General features: G+C 73.4%; 21 protein-coding genes. 14 read left to right on the top strand and 7 right to left on the bottom strand.

The genetic code is table 11. The annotated features are described in order from the left end of the window. Window positions 1-232: 232 nt before the first annotated feature. The 4 genes from PYR91_RS07255 (at window position 233) to PYR91_RS07270 (ending at window position 4,829) form a co-directional block, all read left to right on the top strand. A complete protein-coding gene (locus PYR91_RS07255; protein WP_279778416.1) occupies window positions 233-451 on the top strand; it encodes a hypothetical protein in 219 nt (72 codons plus the stop codon). A 343-nt stretch (window positions 452-794) separates the two neighbouring features. Continuing rightward, window positions 795-1,310 carry a flavin reductase family protein gene (locus PYR91_RS07260; RefSeq protein WP_279778418.1) on the top strand — a complete coding sequence of 172 codons (516 nt, stop codon included), beginning with the start codon at window positions 795-797 and terminating at the stop codon, window positions 1,308-1,310. A 96-nt stretch (window positions 1,311-1,406) separates the two neighbouring features. Beyond that, complete coding sequence (locus PYR91_RS07265) at window positions 1,407-2,165, top strand: SDR family oxidoreductase (RefSeq protein ID WP_279778419.1); 759 nt, start codon at window positions 1,407-1,409, stop codon at window positions 2,163-2,165. A gap of 132 nt (window positions 2,166-2,297) precedes the next feature. Beyond that, the gene (locus PYR91_RS07270) at window positions 2,298-4,829 is read left to right on the top strand and encodes a M14 family zinc carboxypeptidase (RefSeq protein ID WP_279778420.1); all 2,532 of its coding nucleotides are present in this window, start codon (window positions 2,298-2,300) and stop codon (window positions 4,827-4,829) included. 244 nt (window positions 4,830-5,073) lie between these two features. Here the strand turns inward: PYR91_RS07270 and PYR91_RS07275 are convergent, their stop codons facing one another. After that, window positions 5,074-5,907: a hypothetical protein gene (locus PYR91_RS07275; RefSeq protein ID WP_279778421.1), complete on the bottom strand. Its 834-nt coding sequence runs from the start codon at window positions 5,905-5,907 to the stop codon at window positions 5,074-5,076. A gap of 253 nt (window positions 5,908-6,160) precedes the next feature. Between PYR91_RS07275 and PYR91_RS07280 the strand changes: the two genes are divergently transcribed. After that, window positions 6,161-6,520: a hypothetical protein gene (locus PYR91_RS07280; protein WP_279778423.1), complete on the top strand. Its 360-nt coding sequence runs from the start codon at window positions 6,161-6,163 to the stop codon at window positions 6,518-6,520. Window positions 6,521-6,823: 303 nt separating this feature from the next. Here the strand turns inward: PYR91_RS07280 and PYR91_RS07285 are convergent, their stop codons facing one another. Together PYR91_RS07285 and PYR91_RS07290 are read right to left on the bottom strand one after the other, a co-directional pair. After that, on the bottom strand, window positions 6,824-8,362 hold the full coding sequence (locus tag PYR91_RS07285; RefSeq protein WP_279778424.1) for a glycoside hydrolase family 3 N-terminal domain-containing protein: 1,539 nt from the start codon (window positions 8,360-8,362) through the stop codon (window positions 6,824-6,826). Window positions 8,363-8,534: 172 nt separating this feature from the next. Next, on the bottom strand, window positions 8,535-9,656 hold the full coding sequence (locus PYR91_RS07290) for an acetyl-CoA C-acyltransferase (RefSeq protein WP_279778425.1): 1,122 nt from the start codon (window positions 9,654-9,656) through the stop codon (window positions 8,535-8,537). Window positions 9,657-9,819: 163 nt separating this feature from the next. On the opposite strand from PYR91_RS07290, the gene PYR91_RS07295 reads away from it, so the two are divergent. The 4 genes from PYR91_RS07295 (at window position 9,820) to PYR91_RS07310 (ending at window position 12,946) form a co-directional block, all read left to right on the top strand. Next, window positions 9,820-10,542, top strand: a complete 723-nt coding sequence (locus PYR91_RS07295; RefSeq protein ID WP_279778426.1) for a TetR/AcrR family transcriptional regulator — start codon at window positions 9,820-9,822, stop codon at window positions 10,540-10,542. Further along, on the top strand, window positions 10,539-11,222 hold the full coding sequence (locus PYR91_RS07300; RefSeq protein ID WP_279778427.1) for a DNA alkylation repair protein: 684 nt from the start codon (window positions 10,539-10,541) through the stop codon (window positions 11,220-11,222). The genes PYR91_RS07295 and PYR91_RS07300 overlap by 4 nt, the downstream gene beginning before the upstream one ends. 232 nt (window positions 11,223-11,454) lie before the next feature. After that, window positions 11,455-12,267 carry an SAM-dependent methyltransferase gene (locus PYR91_RS07305; protein ID WP_279778428.1) on the top strand — a complete coding sequence of 271 codons (813 nt, stop codon included), beginning with the start codon at window positions 11,455-11,457 and terminating at the stop codon, window positions 12,265-12,267. A 49-nt stretch (window positions 12,268-12,316) separates the two neighbouring features. Then, window positions 12,317-12,946, top strand: coding sequence for a MerR family transcriptional regulator (locus PYR91_RS07310; RefSeq protein ID WP_279778429.1), 630 nt, complete (start codon window positions 12,317-12,319; stop codon window positions 12,944-12,946). 92 nt (window positions 12,947-13,038) lie between these two features. Here PYR91_RS07310 and PYR91_RS07315 read toward each other — a convergent pair whose 3' ends face one another. After that, window positions 13,039-13,704, bottom strand: coding sequence for a ThuA domain-containing protein (locus tag PYR91_RS07315; RefSeq protein WP_279778430.1), 666 nt, complete (start codon window positions 13,702-13,704; stop codon window positions 13,039-13,041). Between the two features lie 149 nt (window positions 13,705-13,853). On the opposite strand from PYR91_RS07315, the gene PYR91_RS07320 reads away from it, so the two are divergent. The 3 genes from PYR91_RS07320 to PYR91_RS07330 all read left to right on the top strand — a co-directional run bounded on the left by PYR91_RS07320 (window position 13,854) and on the right by PYR91_RS07330 (window position 18,155). Further along, entirely contained in the window at window positions 13,854-15,074 is a 1,221-nt protein-coding gene (locus PYR91_RS07320) for a serine hydrolase (protein WP_279778431.1), read from the top strand. A gap of 177 nt (window positions 15,075-15,251) precedes the next feature. Further along, window positions 15,252-17,636, top strand: a complete 2,385-nt coding sequence (locus PYR91_RS07325; RefSeq protein WP_279778432.1) for a serine/threonine-protein kinase — start codon at window positions 15,252-15,254, stop codon at window positions 17,634-17,636. Between the two features lie 165 nt (window positions 17,637-17,801). Then, the gene (locus tag PYR91_RS07330; protein ID WP_279778434.1) at window positions 17,802-18,155 is read left to right on the top strand and encodes a VOC family protein; all 354 of its coding nucleotides are present in this window, start codon (window positions 17,802-17,804) and stop codon (window positions 18,153-18,155) included. Between the two features lie 14 nt (window positions 18,156-18,169). On the opposite strand, the gene PYR91_RS07335 is transcribed toward PYR91_RS07330, so the two are convergent. Further along, window positions 18,170-18,637: an ATP-binding protein gene (locus PYR91_RS07335; protein WP_279778436.1), complete on the bottom strand. Its 468-nt coding sequence runs from the start codon at window positions 18,635-18,637 to the stop codon at window positions 18,170-18,172. A 296-nt stretch (window positions 18,638-18,933) separates the two neighbouring features. On the opposite strand from PYR91_RS07335, the gene PYR91_RS07340 reads away from it, so the two are divergent. Next, on the top strand, window positions 18,934-20,529 hold the full coding sequence (locus tag PYR91_RS07340) for a hypothetical protein (RefSeq protein WP_279778437.1): 1,596 nt from the start codon (window positions 18,934-18,936) through the stop codon (window positions 20,527-20,529). 56 nt (window positions 20,530-20,585) lie between these two features. Here the strand turns inward: PYR91_RS07340 and PYR91_RS07345 are convergent, their stop codons facing one another. After that, a complete protein-coding gene (locus PYR91_RS07345; protein WP_279778438.1) occupies window positions 20,586-22,319 on the bottom strand; it encodes a phosphatidylglycerol lysyltransferase domain-containing protein in 1,734 nt (577 codons plus the stop codon). A gap of 163 nt (window positions 22,320-22,482) precedes the next feature. Here PYR91_RS07345 and PYR91_RS07350 point away from each other — a divergent pair, with 163 nt between their 5' ends. Further along, window positions 22,483-23,808, top strand: coding sequence for an alpha/beta hydrolase-fold protein (locus tag PYR91_RS07350; RefSeq protein ID WP_279778439.1), 1,326 nt, complete (start codon window positions 22,483-22,485; stop codon window positions 23,806-23,808). 13 nt (window positions 23,809-23,821) lie between these two features. On the opposite strand, the gene PYR91_RS07355 is transcribed toward PYR91_RS07350, so the two are convergent. Beyond that, entirely contained in the window at window positions 23,822-24,463 is a 642-nt protein-coding gene (locus PYR91_RS07355) for a PaaI family thioesterase (RefSeq protein WP_279778440.1), read from the bottom strand. Window positions 24,464-24,643: the final 180 nt, after the last annotated feature.

Here is a 24,643-nt window from a genome sequence, read left to right on the forward strand (position 1 = left end):
GATCTCGATCTGACAGCAAACAACCCCTTGACCACGGCGTCGCGACCACGCATTATCCAAACGTTGGTACAAATCCATCAAAGGGTCGGCGAGGGGGTGAGGGCCGGTGCTGGCGGTACGAGCGGGTACGCCTTATCTGCCCTGGCACGATCCACGCGAGGCAACGCGTTTGCTGCGCTACGCGTTGCACCGTGAGGGCTTCACTCACACGTACCAGAGCAGCGGAAACGGCATGTCAGTGCTGTCTGTGACCACCGAGCTCACCGTCTGGTGCCGCAAGGGCTGCTTCATCTGGAAAGAGGACGGCTTCACCGTCACCCACTCCGCCGCCGACCCCGTCGGCGCCGCACGGCTGATCACGCGCCACTTCCGCAGGCCGGCCGACGAGGAGTCCCCCGACACCCGGGAGCACGACTCCGCCGACCGGCCTCCCACAGACTCCGTGCGGTAAACGACCGCCAGGACCCCAACCCTCGCCGGGGTCCTGGCAGTCGCGCCGGGGCGGACGTGTCCTGGCGGGTCCCCCACGCCCGCCAGGACACGTTTCCGTTTCTCCCGCCCATCGCGTCGCCGGGGGCCCACTGGGCGGTAATCGGCCTGTTCTCCTGCAAAACAGCCTGAGATACGCTGCGTGCGCCGGGACGGATGCGACACCTGGGGGCGCGCATGCCGATGACCACCGGCTCCGGCCGTGGCCGGGGCGCGGGCACCCGGAACGGCCTCGATGCCGGGACTCCCGGCCCGGCCGGTGGGGCACTTTCGGCCCACCGCCGTCACGACGATGGGGGAGCCGGTTGACCTGCGCCGATGAATACCGTCCGGCCTCACCACCGACCGACGGGCGCCACTTCCGCAACGTGCTGGGACGCTTCGCCACCGGTGTGGTCGCCATCACGGCGATCGACCCGTCCACCGGCGAGCCGTGCGGTCTGGCGGCCAACTCCTTCACCTCGGTCTCCCTGCGCCCCCCGCTGGTCGCGTTCTGCGTCGCGCACACCAGCACCACGTGGCCGCGCCTGCGGACCGCCGCGCGGCTGTGCGTGAGCGTGCTGTCCGAGCGGCACGAGAAGGTCTGCGAGCAGCTCGCGGCCAAGGGCTGGGACAAGTTCGCCGGCCTGCGCTGGTCGCCCTCCCCCGGCGGCTCGCCGGTGATCGACGGCTCGCTGGCGTGGATCGACTGCGCCGTGGAGGCCGAGCACGTGGCGGGCGACCACGTCATCGTCGTGGCCCGCGTGCTGGACCTCGACACGCACGTCGACCACGCTCCGCTGGTGTTCTTCCGCGGCACCTACGGCCGGTTCGAGAAGTGACGGTCATCGGCCGGCCCGCCCGAGGTCACGGCCGGGCCATGCGAACCGACCGGTCGGTATGGACGGGCGCCGGGACGTGCGGCATCATCGGTTGGCATGTCACTGTTCTCTGTTGAAGGCAAGACGGTCGTCGTCACGGGCGGTTCCCGGGGCATCGGCAGGATGATCGCCTCGGGGTTCGCGGCGGCGGGCGCGACGGTCTACATCTCCTCGCGCAAGGCCGCCGAGGTGGAGAAGACCGGCGCCGAGCTGGGCTGCGTCGCCGTGCCGGCCGACCTGTCCACCCCCGAGGGCGTCGAGACCCTGGTGTCGGCCGTCGCCGAGCGGGAGGACCGGCTGGACGTGCTGGTCAACAACGCGGGCGCCACCTGGGGCGCGCCGCTGGAGGAGTACCCCGGGCACGCCTTCGACAAGCTGTGGGGCATCAACGTCAAGGGCGTGTTCTTGCTGACGCAGCGGTTCCTGCCGCTGCTGCGCGCGGCCGCCTCGCCCGACGACCCCGCCCGCGTCGTCAACATCGGCTCGGTGGACGGCATCCGAACGCCGACGGTGGAGAACTACGCCTACTCGGCGGCCAAGGCCGGCGTCCACATGCTCACCAAGCATCTGGCCAAGACGCTCGCCCGCGAGTCGATCACGGTCAACGCCATCGCCCCCGGGCCGTTCGAGTCGAAGATGATGGCCTACGCGCTGGACGACCCGGCCATGCGCGGACTGGTCGAGTCGCAGGTGCCGCTCGGCCGCATCGGGCGGCCCGACGACATGGCGGGGGCCGCCATCTTCCTCTCCTCGCGCGCCGGCGCCTACCTCACCGGGGCCGTCATCCCGGTGGACGGCGGCATCACCGCCGGCTGACCGCCGAGGCTGTGCGGCGCCGGGTCCCCGCCCGCCCAACGTAAGCGACAAACCGTCACAACCGCCCCACAAGTAACACAGAGGTAAAGAAACTCCCTTGTCAGTGACAATCACCGGTGACACGGTGATCACATGCTCATGCGTCACAAGGTGGTCGCACCCGCCGTCCTGGCACTCGCGATCGCCGTCCCCGCCGGGGTGGCCAACGCCGCCCCCACCCCCGCACCCGCTACCGCCGCCGGCACGTGTGACCCCACGCGGACCCCGGCGGCCTACCTCGGCAAGGTCCCGACCCCCAGGAGCGTCCTCGGCTTCGACCTCGGCGAGCGGGAGGTCACCTCGGCCGAGTCCGACACCCTCGTGGACCGGATCGACCGGTCGAGCGACCGCGTCGTCTCGGGCACCCTCGCCACCACGGCGCAGGGCCGCCCGCTGAAGTACGCCATCGTCGGCAAGCCCTCCAACGTCACCAGGGCCGGCCTGGCCGCGACCGAGCTGGCCGTCAAGGCGCTGCGCAGCCCCCTCACCCCCTCGGTGCTCGTCCGGGAGCTCGCCAAGCGGACGCCGGCCATCCTGTGGGTCACCGGCAACGTGCACGGCAACGAGGAGAGCGGCGCGGACGCCGCCCTGAAGACGCTGTACGACCTGGCCGACCGGGACGACTGCGCGGCCAGGCGCATCCTGGACAAGGCGACCGTGGTCGTGCTCCCCGTGCAGAACCCGGACGGCCGCGAGGCCGACAACCGGCGCAACGCGTACGGGTTCGACATGAACCGCGACTGGTTCGCCCGGACGCAACCGGAGACCGACGGCAAACTGGAGATGCTCCGCAAGTACCCGCCGCAGGTCTACATCGACGCGCACGAGCAGGGCGGCACGGCATACTTCTTCCCGCCGAACGCCGACCCGATCTACCACGACATCGCCGAGCCGGCCTACCGGTGGATCAGCGAGCTCTACGGCCAGGCGATGATCGACGAGTTCACCCGGCGCGGCATCCCCTTCACCAACAGGGACGTCTACGACCTGTTCTACATGGGGTACGGCGACACGGTGCCGACCACCGGCTTCAACGCGGCGGGGATGACGTTCGAGAAGGGCGGCAGCTCCCCGATCCCCACCCGGACCGCCGAGCAGTTCCTCACCCAGTGGGTCACGCTGTCCACCGCCGCGGCGAACAAGGACGCGATCCTGACCACGTGGCACGGCATGTTCACCGAGGCGCTCAAGCAGGGCCTGGCGGGCGAGCTGGAGCCGAACCAGGTGTACAACCCGGGCAACGAGGTCCTCACCCAGGTTCCCGACCGGCCCGTCCGGCACTACTTCCTGCGCGCCGACGACCCGGCGAAGAAGGCGGCCGTGCAGTCGATCGTGCGCCGCCTGCAGCGCATGGACGTCCAGGTGTTCACGCTGGCCAAGTCGCTCACCGTCTCGGACTTCAAGGAGTACGGCAGGGCCCCCTCCCGCACGACGCTGCCCGAGGGCACGTACTGGATCCCGATGGCCCAGGGTCAGAAGCACTGGATCCAGGCCATGCTGAACGAGGACGCCTACACACCGTTCCCCTACTTCTACGACGTCACGGCGTGGAGCCTGCCGCTGCTGGCCAACGTGCGGGGCGGCTCCTCCGGCAGCGTGCTGCTGCCGCGGGCCACGCCCGCCAAGGCCGTCCCCGCGGTGGTGTCGCCGCCCGCTCCCGCCGGGAAGCCGAAGATCGGCGTGCTGCAGCTCTCGGCGACCTCCACCGCCGCGGTGGAGTCGACCGGCTGGCTGCGCCACCGCCTCGACCGCGACTGGAAGCTGCCCTTCACCCTGCTCAGCCCGGCCGACGTGGCCGCCGGGAAGCTCGCCGGCCTCGACGTCGTCCTGGCCCCGGCCGGGCCCGCGTCCACCGCCGACGCCGCGCTCGGCGACGCCGGTCGCGAGGCGCTGCGCGCCTGGGTCGGCGGCGGCGGCCGGTACGTCGGCTGGAGCGGCGGCGCGCAGCTCGCGTCGCTGGCCGGGATCAGCACGGCCACCTTCACCGACCCGACCTCCGACGTGCCCGGCTCGCTCTTCCGCGTGAACGTCGCGGGCGGCCCCCTGGCGGCCGGCGTCGGCTCCACCGCCTGGCAGTTCTACTCCTACGACCCGCTGATGCGCGCCTCGAACCCGTCCCACGTGGTCGCCTCGTACCCGGCCGCGGGCTCCGCCGACTGGTTCGTCTCCGGCTTCCAGATCGGCGCAGAGGAGCTGGGCGGCACGGCGGCGGCGCTGTCGGAGCCGGTCGGCCGGGGCCACACGGTGCTGTTCGCCGCCGAGCCCAACTTCCGCGCCTTCACCGACGGCACCGCCCGCCTGCTCGCCAACGCCATCACCGCCCCCCTGCCCGCCGACGCCGGCGCCCGCGCCCGCGCCGTCACCCCCCGGGCCGCGCCCGCCCTCGTCTCCGACCAGGAGACCCCCATCCGCGTCACCGTCAAGCAGGCCGACAAGCCCGCGGTCGCCGCCGCCCTGACGTCCTTCGGCGCCAGGTGGACCGAACAGCCCGCCCCCGGCGGCGCCGTCAGGTTCGTCGTGGCCAACCCCGAGGGCCTCTCCCTCCACGAACACCCCTGGGCCGCCCGGCTCCCCGCCACTCTCAAGACCGCCCGAGTGACCCCCCTGGCCGTCGTCCTCCCCTGACCCCCATCCCCCGGCCCGTTCCCTCCCGCGAGAGAGGGGACGGGCCGCCGCACGAGAGGATGTCGTCGGCGGTGGTCGACGCTCTCGTCGGCGCCCCCGCCGACCCACGCCTCACTCGGCGCTCCGCTCGTCACCGCGGACGCCGAGATGGAGACGGCCGTGAAGCTGGGCGTCGACGTGCGCGTCATACGCGGCTCCTGAGGTCCTCTCCTCGTGCCCGCGCCCGCCCTTGGGTTTCGCGGGGTCAGAGGAGGTTCAGCAGGGCGGTCGTCAGGCGTTCGGGGGTGCCGGGGGCCTCGCTGAGGTAGAGGTAGGGCTCCACGAGTTCCAGCTCTATGAGGGCGGGGGTGGCGTCGGGGAGCCTGACCAGGTCGACGCGGGCGTAGAGGAGGGTCTCGGGGACTTCGGCCAGCACGCGTTCGGCCAGGGCGAGCTGGTCGGGGGCCGGGTCGCGCGCGAGCGTGGCGACGTGGTTGCCGGCGGGGCGGTTCGGGCCGGTGGCCAGCATGGCGTTGCGGCGGCGGGCGTGGCTGAAACGGCCGCCGAGGTAGATGAGCGAGGTCTCGCCCTCGTCCTCGACCATGGTCAGGTAGGGCTGGATCATCGCGGTGAGCCCCCCGGCGGTGATCCGCGCGGCGTGCTCCCGCGCGACGGCCTGGTCGGTGGTGCGGATCGTCGACCGCGCCCCCGACGAGACGCTCGGCTTGACGACGTACTCCTTCCACTCGCCGTCCCAGTCGGGCAGCGTCACCGGCTCGCCGGGCGCGACCCAGTGCGTCGGCACGACCGGCACGCCGAGGTCGCGCAGGTAGACCTTGTCGGTGTTGCGCTCGATCACCCCGGCGGGGTTCAGCAGCCGCGTCTCCCCCGCGGCCCGGTGGGCCCACTCCACGAAGGCGTCCCGCCGCGTGATGTAGTCCCAGGTGGACCGCACCACCGCGGCGTCGAAGTCCGCCCACCGCACGTCCGGCCGGTCCCAGTGCACCGCCCGCCCCTCGATCCCCGCGCGCTCCCACACCGCCAGCAGCACGTCCCTGTCGTCATCTGGACCGTCATACGTGACATAAGCGATCTTCACGACACTCCCCCGGGGATCAAGCGACCAGTACCGTCAGCATCGTACGGACATGTCCGGCCCCCCGGCCGGGCGGTCGTCCCGGGAGACGCGGGCGTGTCGCCGGCCCGGCCGCTCACGGCCCGGGCGGGGTGACGGGCGTTCCTGGCGCAGGTCAAGGCCTGGACGGCCGCACCTAATGCGACGCCGCCCCCTGTCGGGGAGGGTTCTTCGGAGGCGCCCGTGGCGGGTAGACACCTGGTGACGGGGGGAAGTCATGAAGAACATCGTCATGGTCGTCGCGCTCGCCACAGTCGCGGTCTTCGGGACTATCGCGGCCGGATTGCCCACGGACGGCACCGGGAAGCAACCGGTCAGTCCCGAGCAGTACCGGATACTGACGCAGCAGTGCCGGTACGCCAACACGGTCCAGGCCCGCCGGGAATGCCGGATCGACGTGTCGAAGAGGTATGAGGTCGGCAACGCCCCGGCCAAGCTTGACTGCCGCACGTACTCCAGCGTGACGGTCTGCGGCCGGCTCACGCTGAGCGCGGGCGAGCAGCGCTGCGTCACGCAGTCGGTCGAGAGCGGGCTCTCCCCGCGCCGCGCCGAGGTGGAATGTTACGCCTTCGCCTGAGCGCCCGGCCACGCCTCCTGTCGAGCCGGGCGCACGGGTGTGGCGGACACCCCGGGCGGGGCGCTCAGCGCGCCCGCCCACACGACTGTGCGGCCCCGCCGCCCGCGCACATCCCAGCGGCTGTGAGCACACCCCCGCGGACGACGGCCCCGTCCACCGGCGGCCGCGACCCCTGTACGGCCCCGCCGCCCGCGCCCCAGCGGCTGTGACCGCAGCATCCCGGCGGACCCACCCCGGAGGCCGGTGACCCCCGAAACGAAGGCCTCCCGGCCGAGCGGCGAAGTCGCCCGCCGATGCGTCGGGTCACGCGTCCCGGTGGACCCCCTCGACCGCGTCGAGTCTGCCGGTGAGGGCTTCGGCGGCCGCCTGGCCGCTGACGCGAGCGGCGCCGTGGGTGGCGATGTGGACGGCGCCGAGGTCGGTGCGGCCGGGCAGTCCCATCTCGACCACGATGGCGTCCGGGCGGGCCTCAAGCAGGCGGGCGAGCGCGGCCGCCTGCCACGGGTGACGGTGGGCGTCGCGGACGACCACCACCAGGGGGCGGCCGGCGGCGGGATGCAGGACCGCGCCGTTGTGGTGGGCGGTGGCCGTCCAGCTCTGCTCGTCGAAGCGGGCGACGGTGGTCCCCGGGAGCAGCTCGACGAGCGGGCGGGAGATGCCCCAGGGAGTGTTCTTGTCGATCGCCAGGTTCATCGGCGGGGACAGCTCGACCACGTGGGGAGCGCTGGTGAGCGGCAGCGGCGCGCCCCCTTCCGGACCGTTGATCCGGATGGCGCGGCGCGCGGCGGCGAGCCCGGCCGGCGCTCCTGCGGGCGCGCCGTCGACGGCCCCGGCGGGGCGGAGGGCGCCGGACCACGCCGTCAGGGCCGAGACACGCTCGGCCGCCTCGGCGAGGCGGTCCTCCGGCAGGCGGCCCTCGGCGACGGCGTCGGCGACGGCCTCGCGGATCGTCACCACCACGGCGTCGTCGGCGTTCTCGCCCCCCACGCAGACCAGGTCGGCGCCGGCGGCGACGGCCATGGCGCTCGCGCCGCCGATGCCGTAACGCCCCGCGACGGCCGCCATCTCGATGGCGTCGGTGATGATCACCCCCTGGAAGCCCAGCTCGTTCCTGAGCAGGCCGGTGAGGACGCGGTGACTCAGCGTCGCGGGCAGCTCGGGGTCGCAGGCCAGGGTGAGCAGGTGACCGGTCATGATCATGCGGACGCCCTCGGCGATCGCCGCCTTGAAGGGGAGCAGCTCGACCTCGTGCAGCCGCTCTCCGGTCGCGGTGATCGCCGGCAGGCCGTGGTGGGAGTCGACCGCGGTGTCCCCGTGCCCGGGGAAGTGCTTGGCGCAGGCCGCGACGCCCGCCGCCTGGAGCCCCCGTATCCAGGCGGCGGTATGCCGGGCCACCAGCGCGGGGTCGGCGCCGAACGAGCGAAGGCCGATCACCGGGTTGGCGAAGTTGGAGTTGACGTCCGCCGACGGGGCGAAGTCGACGTTCACGCCCGCGGCGGCCAGGTCGTCCCCCAGCCCGCGGGCGATCTCCTCGGTCAGTGCGACGTCGTCCACCACGCCCAGGGCGTAGTTGCCGGGGCGCGAGCTGCCGTCGCGCACCTCCAGCCGGGTGACGTCGCCGGTCTCCTCGTCGATGCCGATGACCGCGTCGGGCCGTTCGGCGCGCAGCGCGGCCGTCAGCTCGGCGAGCTGCGCGAGGTCCACGACGTTGCGGGAGAACAGGACGACGCCCGGAAGCCCTTCACCCAGCCTGCGGCGCAGCCAGTCGGGCGGCGTCCTCCCCTCGAATCCGGGAAGCAGCACCGAATCGGCTAGACGCAGGAGCTCGGGACTGCGCTTCATCACTCTCCTCGCCTGGCGGCCCGCGCCCGCGTGCGTGCCGGCGGGTCGCGCCGGGGCCGCGGGACGGAGCGGATGGGGGCACACCGCGGACCCGGGCACCCTCGGACAACCCGTTAATCTAATAGGAAACTTTCCTATTATCCATACCACTTCACCATGGGTTTCGCGGCGATCAGACTCGCTCGACGACGATGACGCCCGCCTGCCCGCCTTCCTCGGCCATCGTCTGGAGACCGTAGCGGCCGCCGGTGCGCTCAAGCTCGTGCAGCAGCGTCGTCATCAGCCGCGCGCCCGCGGCGCCGGACGGGTGGCCGAGGGCGAGCGCCCCGCCGTTGGGGTTGACGCGGGCGGGGTCGGCGCCGGTCTCGCGCAGCCACGCCGGCACGACGCTCGCGTAGGGCTCGTCGGCCTCCACGACGTCGAAGTCGGTGATCTTCATTCCGGCCCGGCGCAGGGCGTGCGCGGTGGCGGGGATCGGCGCGGAGAGCATCGACGCGGGATCGGCGCCCCGGGACGACGTGTGGCGGATCCGGGCGCGCGGCGTCAGCCCGTGCGCCCGCACGGCCTCCTGCGAGGCGACCAGCAGCGCGGCGGCGCCGTCCGCGAGCGGCGAGCACAGGGCCGCGGTCAGCCTGCCGCCGGCCGGCGGCTCCAGGGCCGCCATCGCGCCGGGCGTGACGGCGCGGCCCGGGCCCTCGTCCACGAGCAGCCCCGCGTAGGGGGCGATCTCGCGCTCGAAGCGGCCCTCCTCGACGGCGGCCAGGGCCCGCCGGCGGGACTGCGAGGCGAACTCCTCCATCACCTCCCGCGTGAGGTCCCACCTGGCGGCCATCGTCTCGGCGCCGCGCAGCGGGGTCACCTCCCGGCCGCCGAACCGGGCGCGCCAGCCCCTGGACCCCTCCGGCGCGGCCGTCCCGCCGGCCGGCCCGGGTCCGCCGGCGCGGTGCACGCCGGCGGCGACGACCAGGTCGGCGCTCCCGGCGCGGACGGCCAGGGCGGCGAGGTGCACGGCGTGCTGCGAGGACCCGGCCCCCCGGCCGACGGTGGTGCCGGGCACGGCCTCGGGCAGGCCTGCGGCGAGCCAGCAGGCGCGGGCGGGGTTGGCCGCCCCCGGGCCGATCGCGTCCACCTGACCGAGCACGACCTCGTCGACCGCGCCCGGGTCGGCACCGGTACGATCCAGGAGCGCGCGGATGGTATGCGCAGCCAGGTCGACGGGGTGGGCCCCGGCCAGGCCGCCGCCCGGGAGCCCCACGGGGGTCCGCACGGCGCCGACGATGTACGCCTCGTTCATGTGCGAGCGGTCCTCCGGTCCCGGCCGCGGCGCGGGGGCGGCGCCGAATCGGTCCAGGTCAGGGTAGCAAGCGCTTGGTCGATCACGGCAGGCCGGGTGAGCAGGCGACTCGCCTCCCGCATCGGGCGAACAAGCGATTGCGCGTAGGCCCATAATGGAGGACGTGAACACGCCGAAGAACTCCGGAGCGCAGGCGGTCGCGGGAGCGACCGGCGGGGGCGCGGCCCGGGGAGGGGCGCCGGGCAGGCGCCAGGGCGGCACGCGACGCGCCGGGGGGAGCACCGCCTCCGAGCGCCGCGACCATCTCGTCAAACTCGCCGCCGAGCTCTTCGCCCGCAAGGGGTTCCAGGCCACCACCGTGCGCGAGATCGCCGACGAGGCGGGCATCCTGTCGGGAAGCCTCTACCACCACTTCGACTCCAAGGAGACGATCGTCGACGAGGTCCTGTCGACCTTCCTCGCCGACCTCATCGGGCGCTACCGCGCGGCACTCGACCACGGCGGCGACGCCCGCGCCGTCCTGTCCGAGATGGTGCGCATCGGCTTCGGCACCCTCGACCCGCACCGCGCCGCGATCACCGTCATGCAGAACGACTGGAACTACCTCAGGTCGCTGCCCGGCGACCGCTTCGACTACCTCATCAAGGCCGAGGACGAGGTCGAGCGCATGTGGGTGGAGCAGATCAAGCGCGGCCAGGCCGAGGGGTCCTTCCGCGCCGACGTCGACCCCAAGCTCACCTACCGCATGATCCGCGACACCATCTGGGTCGCCGTGCGGTGGTTCCGCCCCGGCGGCCGCCTGAACACCGTCGGCCTGGCCGAGCACTACATCACCGTGCTGTTCGACGGTCTGGCCACGGGCGACCGCACCAGCCAGCGGGCATGACCCCGCTCCACAAGGCCGTGCGGCTGGCCCTCACCGAGGTCGCCGACCCCGCCAAGGCTCCGCTGATGCAGGCGTACATGAAGTCCGAGATGCCCTTCCTGGGGGTCCAGACCGTGCCGCGCCGGGCGGCGCTGCGCCGGGTCTTCGCCGAGCAGCGCCTCGAGAGCGCGCCCGAGTGGCGCAGGGCCGTCCTGGCCCTGTGGCGCGACGCCGAGTACCGCGAGGAGCGTTACGCGGCCGTCGAGCTGACCGCCTCGCGCCACTACAAGAGCTTCCAGACGCTGTACACCGTGCCGATGTACGAGGAGATGATCGTCACCGGCGCCTGGTGGGACTACGTGGACGAGCTGGCGATCCGGCGCGTCGGGGCGCTGCTGGCGGCCTACCCCGACACCATGCGCCCCCTGATGCTCGAGTGGGCGCGCGACGACGACCTGTGGCGCCGCCGCACGGCGATCCTGTGCCAGAACTCCTTCAAGCGGCGCACCGACGCCGGCCTGCTGTACGCCTGCATCGAGCCGAGCCTGTCCGACAACGCCTTCTTCGCCCGCAAGGCGATCGGCTGGGCGCTGCGCGAGTACGCCAAGACCGACCCCCACGAGGTCGTCCGCTACGTGCGGCACAAGGGCCTGACCGGCCTCAGCCGCCGCGAGGCCCTGAAGAACCTGCCGTCCGTCTAGAGCCGCGTGGCGGCGCATACCTCCGACGTCTGCGGGGGTGTTCGCCGTACGGCGACGGGGCCCGGCGAGCTGAGCTGCGCCTTCGCGACTCCAAGTGGCGCGGCTGCGGCGCCGCGAAGACAGAAGATCTGACGAGATATCGCCACATGATCAACAGGGCAGGACCTGTCGGCTATATTCGCATCCAGAGGGGTCGTAGAGCGGAGACGTCCAGACGGCGAGGCAGGCACCTATGAGCGAGCAGGAGAAGGCTCCCCCGGGGATCGATCCACGGACGCCCAGCGTGGCCCGCATGTACGACTACTACTTGGGCGGCAAGGACAACTTCGCCTCCGACCGCGAGTCCGCCGAGAGGATCATCAAGATCTTCCCGCAGGCCAAGGAGGTCGCGCGCGAGAACCGCGCGTTCCTCGGCCGGGCGGTGCGGCTGCTGGCCGAGCTCGGGATCCGCCAGTTCATCGACATCGGCACCGGCCTGCCCACCCGCGAGAACGTCCACCAGGTGGCTCTGGAGACGGCTCCCGGCTCGCGCGTCGTGTACGTCGACAACGATCCCATCGTGCTGGTGCACGCCCGCGCCCTGCTCGCCGACAACCCGCGGACGATCGTCATCGACGGCGACCTGCGCGACCCGAAGGCGATCATGGAGCACCCCGAGGTGCGGGCGCACATCGACGTCGACGAGCCCTACGCCGTCATCCTGTGCGCCATCGTGCACTTCGTCGAGGACGACGACGAGGCGACGGGCATCGTCTCCTACCTGCGCGACGACATCCCGCCGGGCGGTGCGCTGGTGCTCTCGCACGGGTTCCACGGCGATCTCGGCGACAGCACGATGGCGGAGGCGCGCGAGGTGTACGCGCGCACGAAGGGCACGCTGAAGCTGCGCGACCGCACGAAGATCGGCGAGTACTTCTCGGGGCTCGACCTGGTGGAGCCGGGCCTGGTGCACGTGCAGGCGTGGCGCCCGGAATACCCGGTGACGGTCGATCCGGGGGCGTCCGGCGGGCTCGGCGGCGTCGGGCTGGTTCCCCGCCGGCCCTGACCCCCGTCTTGGATAGTGCGATTATCCAAACGGGCGGTACCATCCATCCATGCGGATCTCCCAGCTCAGCGCCGCGTCCGGGGTGCCGATCCCCACGATCAAGTACTACCTGCGCGAGGGCCTGCTCCCCCAGGGCGAGGTGACGGCCGCGACGCGCGCCGAGTACACCGAGGCGCACCTGCGCAGGCTGAGGCTGATCCGCGCCCTGCTGGAGGTCGGCCGCCTGCCCGTCGCGGCGATCGGCCAGATCATCGCGGCGGTGGAGGACGAGAGCCTTCCCGTGCACCAGATGCTGGGCACCGCCCACTACGCGCTCGCCCCGCCGGTCGAAGCCGGCCCGGACGACGACCACCGGCGGGCCCGCGAGCGCGTCGACGCCCTGGTCGCCGAGCTGGGCTGGAGCGTCCACCCCGAGGCGCCCACCCGGGACGAGCTGGCCGGCATCCTGGTGCGGCTCGACCAGCTCGGCATGCCGGCGAGCGAGGAGAGCCTGCGCGTCTACGCCTCGATCATGATGCGGCTCGTCTCCGAGCACGAGATGCACAAGATCGCGTTCGACGGCCCCCGGGAGGCCGCCGTCGAGTCGGTCGTGGTGGGCACGGTGCTGTACGGCAAGGCCTTCGACACGCTGCGGAGGCTGGCCCAGGAGTCGGAGTCGGCCCGCATCCTCGGCGCCTGAACCCCTTACGCGGCATCGGGCCGAGTCCCACGTGACCGCCCGGCCGTGGCGGCGACCCGCGGCGACCGTTCCCCCGGCCCGCGCTCGCGGGTTCAGCCGTCCAGCGGGCGGCGCAGCAGCCACAGGGCGGCGCGGCGCAGCAGCGTGCGGTGGGCGGGGCTGTCGTAGGAGCGCGTGTCGTGGCCGAGCGCGTCGTAGACGAGCCTGCCCTGCCCCGCCGGCCGCGCCCACACCAGCGGCTGCCCGAGCGAGGACGCCAGCGGCTGGACGCCCGTGAGCACGTCGAGGTCGCTGTACACCTCGTCCACCAGCTCGAAGTCCGCCAGGCCGTCCACGATCGGATGCCCGCCGTGGACCTTGACCTCGGCCGGGCCGAGCGGCGGGTGGCCGGAGACGCCCCACCTCCAGGAGGCGCCGAGCGTCCGCGCCCAGCCGTCCCAGTCGTCGAAGCAGATGGACGCGGCGTGCACGGCCAGCATCCCGCCGCCCCGGGCGAGGTGGCGCCGCAGGGTGTCACGGCCCTCCGGCGGCAGCCGGAACGGCGCGCCTCCCTCGCCCGCCGACCAGCCGCCGTCGTTCCAGCACCGCAGCGCGTTCACGGTGATCAGGTCGAACTCGGCGCCGGCGGTGAGGGCTCCGGCGATGTCCTCGGTGACGGTGGACTCCACGCCCACCTCGGACAGCACGCCGGCGAGCGCCGCGGACGTCGCGGGGAAGTCGTGCGCGACTCCCCCGGAAAGGATCAGGTTCGTCGCCACGGGGACACCTCATCACAAGCGCGCCCGTTTCCGCCACCGGACGTGCTCCATGACCGGTCGCATGGCGGATGGGCCCTCTGTGGTGCATCGTCGGCGATTGTTAGGCTCTCCGAGGCCGACCAGCGCCGCTCCTTCCCACGGAGGTCTCCATGACGGCTCAGGGTGTGTGCGACCCCCGGTTCACCCGGGTCCGCGAGGTGTTCGAGGGCCATTTCGCCCAGGGCCTGGAGCTCGGCGCGGCGTTCACCGTCCACCTCGACGGCGAGCCGGTCGTGGACCTGTGGGACGGCGTGGCCGACCGGCACACCGGGCGCCCCTGGGAGCGCGACACCCCCGCCCTCGCCTACTCCTGCACCAAGGCCGTGACCGCGACCGCGCTGCTCCTGCAGGCCGAGCGGGGACTGGTCGACGTCGGCGCGCCGGTCGCCGAGGTGTGGCCGGAGTTCGCCGCGCGCGGCAAGGAGCGGGTCACCGTCGAGCACCTGCTCACCCACCAGGCCGGGCTGCCGGTCATGGAGCAGGAGATCCCGCTGGAGGAGTTCGAGGACCAGCCCGCCATGGCCGACCGGCTCGCCCGGCAGGAGCCGCTCTGGGAGCCCGGCACCGCGCACGGCTACCACGCGCTCACCTACGGGTTCCTGGTGGGCGAGGTGATCCGCCGGGTCACCGGCAAGACCGCCGGCGAGGTCGTCGCGCGGGAGATCGCCGGGCCGCTCGGGCTGGAGCTGTGGCTCGGGGCCCCTGGCGACGTCGCCGCCCGCGCCGCACGCCTGTCCGCCGGAGAGCGTGCCGTCCCGGCGAAGGACGCCCCGCCGGGAGGCGGCACCACCGGCCAAGGGCCGATGCCCGCGCCCGCCGAGGAGATGGCCGGCGACCCGGTGTACGAGGCGTTCATGGCCTCGCAGGACAAGAACAGCCTGATGAACAGGGCCCTGGGCAACCCCAACCCCAACCGGCTGAAGGGCGGGGCCAACCATCCGGTGATCATGAGGGCCGGCTGGCCGGCCATGGGCGTCGTCACGACGGCGCGCGGGCTGGCCGGTTTCTACAGCGCCCTGATCGCGGGGCGGATCCTCAAGCCCGAGACGCTCCAGGACGCCACCCGCCGCCGGGTGCGGGGGCCCGACAGGGTGCTCATCCTGGACAGCTCCTTCGGGCTGGGCTACATGCGACCGGCCCTGACCTTCCTCACCCCCGCGAAGGGCGCCGAGACGGCGTTCGGCCACACCGGTCTGGGCGGCTTCCTCGGCCTCGGGGACCCCGCGCACGGCCTGGCCATGGGCTACACGATGAACAAGCTGGCCAACTCGCTCTCGGGCAGCATGCGTTCCTACCTGCTGGCCGAGGCCGTCTACGACTCCCTCGGCTAGCCCGTCCGACGGCCGATTATTCGCCCAAAACCGCCCACAACCTTGCCTTATGCTGAACCGGCATACTCAACGTAATCAAATCGTCACCCTAACGATCTACCATTGTCGTGACAATCGGCGTATCCGATGAGACCTTTTCTGGGGAGACGGGGACATCATCACTCCAAGGGGGCAATGATGAACGCCTGGTCCGTACCTGGTTACCGGGAAGAACGGCTGCTCGGCTCCGGCGGGAGCGGCCGGGTGATGCTGGCCACCTATGTCGCGACCGGCGCCCACGTCGCGATCAAGTACCTCAACGACGAGCTCAGAGCCGACCCCGCCTTCCTCGCCGCGTTCCGCGAAGAGGCGCGCACGATGGTGGAGCTCGGCAGCTCGGAGATCGTGCGGCTGTACGAGTACGTCGAGAGCCCGCTGGGCGCGGCGATCGTGATGGAGCTGGTCGACGGCGTCTCGCTGCGCAAGATCCTGCACGAGAACGGGACCACCAGCCCCGAGGCCGCGCTGGTCGTGCTGAAGGGCTCCCTGCTCGGCCTGTCGGCCGCGCACGGCGCGGGCATCGTCCACCGCGACTACAAGCCCGAGAACGTCCTGGTCCAGGCCGACGGAGTGAGCAAGCTCGCCGACTTCGGCATCGCCAGCCCGTCCGGCGGCCCCGGGCTGCCCTCCGGCACCCCGTCCTACATGGCGCCCGAACAGTGGAACGGCGCCCCCGCCACCCCGGCGACCGACGTCTACGCCGCCACCTGCGTCTTCTTCGAGTGCCTCACCGGGCGCAGGCCCTACCGCGGCGACCACATCGCCGCGCTGCGCCACCAGCACCAGAACGGCGAGATCCCGGCCGAGGCCGTGCCCGCCTCGGTGCGCACGCTGGTCGCGCGCGGCCTCGCCAAGAACCCGGCCGCGCGGCCCGCCAGCGCCTCCTCGTTCATCGACGAGCTGGAGACCGCCGCCCTCGCGGCCTACGGCCCCGACTGGGAGCAGCGGGGCCGCCGCCACCTGGCGGCGCTGGCCGCGCTGCTCGCGTTCGCCTTCCCCACGGCCGACCCCGCCGCGCCGCAGGCGAGCACCAGCCTGGCGCAGACCGCGCTGCGGCGCCCGCTGCGGCACGCGCGGCGCGTCGCCGCCGGCACCGGGGTGGTCGCCCTGGCCGTCATCGTGGCGGTGCTCGCCGCCAACCGCGACGACACCCCGGTGCGCGACGTCGCGCTCGACTCCTCCAAGCCGCCGGCGCAGGCCGTGGTCGACCCACCGACCGACTCCGCCACCGACCCGCTCGGCGGCGTCGACTCCCCCGAGCCCGAGCCGTCCGGCACCGATCCGGGCGTCTCGGTGACGCCGGGGCCGACGTCGTCGTCGGGCGCCGACCCGTCGGAGTCCCCCGAGCCGGGCCCGCAGACCACCCCCTCGACCACGCCCGGGGCGCCGCGGCCGACCCCCACGCCCACCCCCACCCCCACCCCGACTCCTACGCCCAGCGCGACCCCCACCCCCACCCCGACGCAGCACGGCGTCAGCGGCCTGGCCGTGGCCGGGTTCGACGGGCGCGCCGCCACCGTGCGGCTGCGCGCGTCGACCCCGCAGACCGTCACGCTGACCGTGCGGTTCGCCCAGGGCCCGTCGGCCTCCCAGCTCACCCCCGGCTCCACCAGGACGCTCGTCCTGTCGGGCGCCTCCTCCTACACCCGCGTGGTCGACGGCGGCTTCGCCGCGCCGGCGTGCGGGGTGACGGTCACCCGGCGGGCGACGGTGTCCACCACTCCGGCGGCCGCGGACGGCGCGGTCAGCCGCACCACCACCGTGACCGGCGCGCCGTGCCCGCCGCCGCCGGTGGAGAACGTCTCGGTCGGGTGGAACGGCCGCGCCGCCCAGATCGCCGTGCGCGCCGGCGGCACCGGCGAGGTCAAGCTCGCCGCCGAGTTCACCCGCAGGCAGGGCGAGGGCGCCGCCAGGGTCGTCGACCGGGCGAGCCGCACCCTCAAGGGCCGGACGTCCTACGACGTCTCCCTGCGGGGAGACCTCGGCGAGGTCGGCTGCGGCGCCGTGGCCTTCTTCGGCGTCCGCGTGACCACCGACCGCCCCGCCGCCAACGGCACGCAGTTCAAGGAGACCAGGGTGGCCGGGCCCAGGTGCGCGCCGCCGCGGGTCTCGATCGCCTCCTGGAACGGCAACGCGCTGACCGTGCGGGTCACCAGCTCCACGCCCGACCCGGTGTCGCTGACGGCGCTGTTCCGGCAGACCGTCACCGTGGGCGAGCGGACGATCAGCGACTCGGCCGAGCGGCAGGCCACCCTGTCGGGCGAGTCGGCCTACACCCGCGAGTTCTCCGTCCAGTTCGCCACCCCCAAGTGCGGATACGTGGACACCAGGACGGTCTCGGTGACGGCCTCCGCAGACGCCGGCACCGCCACCGACACCGCCAGGGTCGTCCGAGAGGGAGAGCCCTGCGCCGAGCCCACGCCCGAGCCGACCCCGGAGCCCTCAGAACCGCCCACCCGGGAGCCCACCAAGGAGCCGACACGCACCCAGACCCCGCGCGGCGGCGGCTCGCTGCTCTTCTGACCCGCCTCGGGCCCCCCGCGCCGCCCGGGCGGGGCGGCCCCTACCCGGCCGCCGTGACCTTGTGCGGCGGCCGGGCCCTCGCGTTAGCTGGACGGGCGGCCGGTTGATCCGCCCCCCGGGTGGACACCGTCGCGAGCGACGACGACACCCTCGATGGAGGCCAGCGTGAGCGCGCACGTCCAGAAGCTCGGCAACGTCCTGATCCCGGTCGGCGACATGGACGAGGCCATCGCGTTCTACGCCGAGACGCTCGGCCTGGCCGTGAAGTTCAGGGACGGCGACCGCTACGCCGCGCTGGACGGCGGCGGCACCACGGTGGCCCTGGTCGCCGAGGCCGAGCAGGTCGCCGGCGCGGTGACCGCCCCCTCCTACAAGGTCGGCGACATGACGAGCGCCCTGGCCGACCTCACGGCCGCGGGCGCCGAGGTGGTGAGCGGCCCCGAGGACGGCCCGCACGAGGTCCGCACCGTTTTGCGCGACCCCTCGGGCAACGTCCTGGTCCTCTACGCCCCCCTGTAAACCCGCGCCGGCCGTTACTGTGCCGGTCGTGAGTTCACGGCCGGCCGCGGCCCGCTCACCGGAGCCGGGCACTGCGCCGGCTCCCGGTTCAGCGCGTACGCGAACCAGATCCTCTTGCCCTCGCCGGGCGGCACGGGCGCGACGCCCCACCGGTCGGTGAGGGCTTCGACGATCCGCAGGCCGCGCCCGTGCTCCAGTTCGGTGCCCGCCGCGCGCAGCCGCGGCCAGCCGGGGCCGCGGTCGGTGACCGACCCGGTCAGCGTGTCGCCGTCCACGCCGAGCACCAGGTGGATGGGCGGGCCGCCGTGCAGCAGGGCGTTGGCGAGCAGTTCGGTGACGACCAGGAGCATGTCGTCGGTCAGCTCGCGCAGCCCCCATTCGGCGAGCGTGTCCCGGACCACCGCGCGGCACGCGGCCGTGACGCTCGGGTCTGCGGGTAGTTCCCAGCGGGCCTCGCGGCGGCGGGACGGCATGCTGTTCATCCAGATCTCGGGCCTTTCACGCGTCAGGCGCACCGGCCTCGCGACGGCCCCCGTACCGGTCGCGACGACATGGTGACGGGGCGGACCTCCACTTTCCGCCGGGCGGCGGGCGTGCCAACAGGCGGCTGCGACGGGTACATCTGTCGGCCCCGGCGCCGGATGCGCGCTCCCCGCTTCCGGGCCGGCAGAAACCGGTGGTCGCGCCGCCGATTAACGGCAACCGTGCGTAGCCAAACCCCGGCCTTGGCTACTGTCGGTGTCGGCGATACGCATCCACGGGGGTCGGAGGGTACGCGATGCCACGTAAGCCACGCAGCCTGAAAGAGGAGATGGACCGCCTGACCGCGGAATTGCGCGAACGCGGGGCCACCTGGCCGGAGATCGCCGCCGAGTACCGGCGGCGTTACCGGCTCAACTCCCGGCAGGCGTTCCGCGAGGCGCACCGCCACACCCAGGAGCGGGTCGTCGAGGAGTGGAAACGGCTGTGGCCGTCCGAGCCGTTCAGCGTGCGCAAGCTGGGCTCGTGGGAGGCGTGGCCGGCGCTCACCGGCAACGAGCCGCCGCTCGCCGGCCTCAACCGGCTCGCCCGCATCTACCGCTGCCGGGCGGGCGATCTCATCGACGGGGAGGACCACACGGGCGGCGACCAGAACACGCCCGCGGTCCGCGCCCGGAACGTCCCGACATTACATCTCACCGCAAATCTCAAGTTCAGTGACATTAAGGGCCTTCTTGCCAATGAACCGCTCCACCAGCCGATGCCCCCGGGGGAACAGCGTGAACGGGAGTTCGAGCAGCTCGTCCACGCCTTCACCGCTTGGGCGGCACAGATGAACCGGCGTGACGCCCTCGCCCTGATCGGCGCCGCCGCCACGTCCGCCTACGCCTCACCGCTGCTCGACCGCTTCGACGGCGACGAGCCCCGGCGCGTGGCGCTGGCGGCGGCCGATCCCAGCAGGGTGGACGACGCGACGATCGGCCACATCGAGGCCGCGCTGCGCCACTGCATGCGCCAGGAGGACGCGCTCGGCCCGCAGGCGCTGGTGGCCACCGTGCTGGCCCAGCAGAGCCTGGTCACCTCCCTGCTGTCGTCGGGAGTGCCCGAGGGCGCGCGGTCCAAGCTGCTCTCACTGCTGGCCGACATCCGCCGGTGCACCGCCTGGATGCTGTTCAACCTCAACGACTTCAAGGGCGCCGACTACTACTACTCCCAGGCCCGAAAGGCCGCCCACCAGGCCGCCGACGACGCCATGTGCAGCATGGTCCTGGCCAACTGGAGCCAGCTCGCCACCTGGCGGGGCGACCCCCGCCTCGGCGTGGAGCACGCGCTCGGCGCGCTCGCCTGGAGCCGGCGGGCCGGCAGCAAGATGCTCACCGCGTACGCCTGCGACGTCGGCGCCCGCGCCTACGCGGCCGTGGTCAGGCGCTCGGCCAAGGGCGAGCGGCGCGAGGACCACGCGCGCTGCCACCGGTCCATGGAGCAGGCGCGGCGCGAGCTGCACGGGGCGGGGCAGGACGACCCCGGCGCCCGGCTGGTGCACTTCTACGGCGAGGGCCAGTATCTGTCCACCCGCACGGGCTGCCTGCTCGACACCGGCGACGCGGCGCAGGCCCTGGAGGTCGCCGCCGTCGCGGCGGCGGGCATCGACCCGGCGTTCGTCCGCAACGTGGCCTACATCCGGCTGAAGACCGCCCAGGCCCACCTGCGGCTGCGCCACATCGACGAGGCGTGCGAGCAGCTCGGCGACGCCGCGCGCCTGGCGGGCCGCAACACCTCGCCCCGGCTGGTCCGCTCGGTCGTCGAGACGCGCGAGAAGCTCAGCCCGTGGCAGCGCACCCGGAGCGTCACCGACCTCGACGAGCGCCTGCACGCCGCCCGCCTGACCGCCTGACCGCCCGGCGCGGCCGGCCGGGGCCGACCGGCCCGCACCCGGGAGGGCCGGCGGGGTCAGGGCCAGGCCGGCAGGGCGTCGCCGGAGGGCGCGGGGCCGGGCCGGTGCCTGCCGCGCGGCGGGAGGCGCGGGACGCCGGAGGGCAGGAACGCCTCCGCCCGCAGCGCCGACAACCCGATGCGCGGCAGGTCGCGGGCCGCCGGGTACACCAGGAACCTCGGCTCCCAGTACGGCCGGAACTTGGCGTTGAACCGGTACAGCGACTCGATCTGGAACCACCGCGAGAGGAACACCAGGACGCGGCGCCAGGCGCGCAGCACCGGCCCCGCGCCGAGCCGCTCCCCCCGGGCGAGCGCCGAGCGGAACATCGCGAAGTTGAGCGACACCCGGGCGATGCCCAGGGACGGCGCGGCCTGCAGGGTCCTGACGATCAGCAGCTCGTTCAGCCCGGGGTCGGCGGAGCGGTCACGGCGCATCAGGTCGAGCGACACGCCGTCCGCGCCCCAGGGCACGAAGTGCAGGACGGCCCGCAGGCCGCCCCCGGGCATCCGGTGCGCGGTGACGACCAGGCAGCGGTCGTCGGCCAGGTCGCCGACGCGCCCGAGGGCCATGGAGAAGCCGCGCTCGGTCTCGGTGCCGCGCCAGGCCTCGGCGGCGGCGCGCACGCGCCGTCGCTCCTCCTCGCCGAGGTCGCCGACGCGCCGCACGCGGCACTCGTATCCCGACCGCTCGATGCGCTTGACCATCTGGCGGACGTTGCGCATGGCGCGGCCCTCCAGGGTGAACTCCGCCACGTCGACGACGGCCTCGTCGCCGATCTCCAGCGCCGACAGGCCGGCCTCGCGCGTCCACACCACACCGCCGGTCTCCCCGCAGCCGACGACCGCGGGCACCCAGGCGTGCCGCCGGGCCTCGTCCATGAAACACCTGATCGCCGCGGGCCACGCCTCGACGTCCCCGATGGGGTCGCCGCTGGCCAGCATGACCCCGCCGACGACGCGGTAGGCGACCGCGGCCTTGCCCGACGGCGAGAACAGCACGCTCTTGTCGCGGCGCAGCGCGAAGTAGCCGAGCGAGTCCTGCCCGCCGTACCGGTCGAGCAGGTCGCGGACCCGGCGCTCGTCCCGCGGGCACAGCGCGGCGACCGGCCGTTCGGGGCGCAGCACGAGGTAGGCCGTCGTGATCGCGGTGAGCGCCCCCAGGCCGGCGAGCGCCGTGTACACGAAGTCGGCCGCGAGCGCGGAGGAGTACCGCACCTGGCCCTCGACGCCGAACAGGCCGAGCAGGACCTGCCGGAGGCGGTCCCCCGCCGGGACGCTCTCGGCGTAGCCGTGCAGGCCGACGATCACCCAGCCCACGGCCAGGTCGAGCACGGCCAGCGCGAAGAACGCCCACAGGGCTCGCCAGCGCGAACGCGGGTCGGACAGCGCCTGGAACCGGTGCCGGTTGACCAGCAGCACCACGAACAGCAGCACGCTGACGGCGCCGGCGAGGGGGTGCCGCCAGTGCAGGAGCTCGGCGAGCGCGCCGAGCGGCAGCAGCAGCATGACGGCCCGCCAGGCCCGCACCTTGCCGCGTCGCAGCGCGTGCGCGAGCATGATCAACAGCACCCCGACCAGCAGCGAGCCGGCCCTGGCCAGTGTCGTCACCGTACCGGGCAGGACGCCCGCGACCACGCCGACCAGGCCGCCGCGGAAACCGGGGATCACGCCACGCAGGATGTCGAGCAAGCCCACCAGGAGCGCGGCGTACCCGGCGGCCGCCGGCACCCAGGGCCGTGTGACACGCACGCGCGCCGGGCGCGCACCGTCGTCAGGACACACCGGAACGCGGGTCCGTGCTTTCGGCCTCTACAGCGTGAACCATCGTTAACCTGGCCTTATGTCGGTAGGGTGACTCCCTGTCACCAGATTAGAAGACGCCGGAGCGGCCGTACCACGGGGGGAGCGAGGGGTGGGACTCACAGCGACGTCGCTGGTGCTCGCCGTGGGCCTGCTCGCGGCCGGGGCGCTGGTGGCGTCGGTCTGCTGGGCGTGGCCGCGGCTGACCGCCCGCACGCTGCCGGCGATGCTGGGGCGGGTCGGCGTGCTCGCCGGCAACCAGGTGCTCACCCTGATGGTGCTGGGCCTGGTCATGAACAACTACTTCGGCTTCTACGGGAGCTGGAGCGACCTGTTCGGCACCGGGTCGCGTGAGACGATCCCCCTGCTCACCGACGCCGGCCCGGCGCCGGCGGCGCCGGGCGAGCGCGCCAGGGCGGGGGTCCGGGTGCTGGCCACCGCGCCCGTCGGGCCCGCCTCCAAGGACAAAGGGCTGCCCGCCGGGCAGATCCAGCAGGTGGTGGTGGCCGGCGCGTCCTCGGGCCTGAGCTCGCTGGCCTACGTCTACCTGCCGCCGCACTACTTCCAGAAGCAGCACGCCGAGACGCGCTTTCCGGTGATCGTCGCCCTCACCGGCTACCCGGGCGACGCCCGCAACCTGATCACGCGCATGAACATGCCCGCCGTCGCCGCCGCGGCGATCGACCGCGGTGAGATGCCGCCGACGATCCTGGTGCTGATGCGTCCCACGGTCGCCCCGCCCCGCGACACCGAGTGCATGGACGTGCCGCGCGGGCCCCAGGTCGAGACGTACTTCACCAAGGACCTCAAGGAGTCGATGGCCACGGCCTACCGTGTGGGGGCGGACGCCCCGAGCTGGGGCATCCTGGGCGGCTCGACCGGCGGGTACTGCGCGCTCAAGCTCAGCATGCGCCATCCGGAGGCCTACTCGGCCGCGGTGTCCCTGTCGGGCTACTTCAAGCCGCCGGTCGACCCCACCACTGGCGACCTGTTCGGCGGCAGCCGCAGCCTGCGGAACGAGAACGACCTGATGTGGCGCCTGGCCCACCTGCCGCCGCCGCCGGTGTCGGTGCTGGTGGCCACCAGTGAGAAGGGCGAGTCGAACTACGAGCCCACCCTGGAGTTCCTGGACGCCGTGCGCCCGCCCATGCGTGCCTCCTCGCTCATCCTGCGCAGCGGCGGGCACAACTTCACGACGTGGAGCCGCGAGCTGCCGCAGGCCCTGCCGTGGCTGGCCCAGCGCCTGAGACCGCCGGGGACGGTGCCCGAGCCCGGCTCCCCCACCGGCCCGCTCGCGACGCCGTCCGGCGACCCCCGCCCCACGCCGTCCGGCGACCCCCGCCCGACGCCGTCGGGAGACCCCGGCCGGGCCCCGTCCGGGGAGCCCGCCGACGCGCCGCGCGCCCGCCCGGAGACCTCCGGGGCACCGGCGTTCTAGACGCCTCCCGGTCTCACCCGGCGTCGCCGACGGTCCACCGGGTCGGGGTGATGAACAGGCCCGTGGCCTCCACGAGCACCCGGCCGTCGGCGGGCGCGCTGATCGTGCCCTCCACCCAGGCCTTGCGGCCTTCGGTCCTGGCCACCTTCGCCGCGGCCACCACCGGGGTCCCGTAGGGCACCGGCCGCAGGTACCTGAGGGTCAGCGTGCCGGTGACGCCTCCGTTCCCGGCGGCCGCGGCCGCGTCGCCGAGCAGATGATCCATGATCATCGCGGTCACGCCGCCGTGCACGGAGCCGGGCGGGCCCTCGTGGGTGGGGCGGAAGGTGATCTCGGCCCGCGACCCGCCGTCGGCGGGCCTGTCGATGACCAGGGGCAGCGCGTGGGGGTTGCAGCCGCCGGTGACGGCGTTTCCGAGGTGGCGGTGCCGGCCGTCGGGCAGGAACTCGTGCGGCAGCGGCGTCGCGCGCCGCCGGGCGCTCAGCCGCTCGGTGAGCGCCGCCAGCTCGGCGCCGGCCTCAGCCAGCTCCTCCTCGGCGACGTCCGTGAGCACGACGGCGTCCACCAGGTCGCGGACCCGCTGGGTGAGGACGGCCAGCGAGCCGAACCGGGCTTCGTCGTCCGCGCCTTCGAGCGGCGCGAGGTGGAGCGTCATGGGGCGAGTGTAGAACGAGGATCACCGAACCGCGCTCGGTTTGCGGGTGTTTTCGTCATGTTTGGGTAAAGAAATCCGTTTAGCGGTGTGATGCCCGCAGACGGGGTAACCCTCGCCGACCCGCTGTCCCCACGGGGTTTCCGCACGCGCCACCGCCGCTGACAGCCCCCCTGACGCCGA

The sequence above is a fragment of the Sphaerisporangium sp. TRM90804 genome (assembly GCF_029846175.1).
Taxonomy (GTDB): Bacteria; Actinomycetota; Actinomycetes; order Streptosporangiales; family Streptosporangiaceae; genus Sphaerisporangium.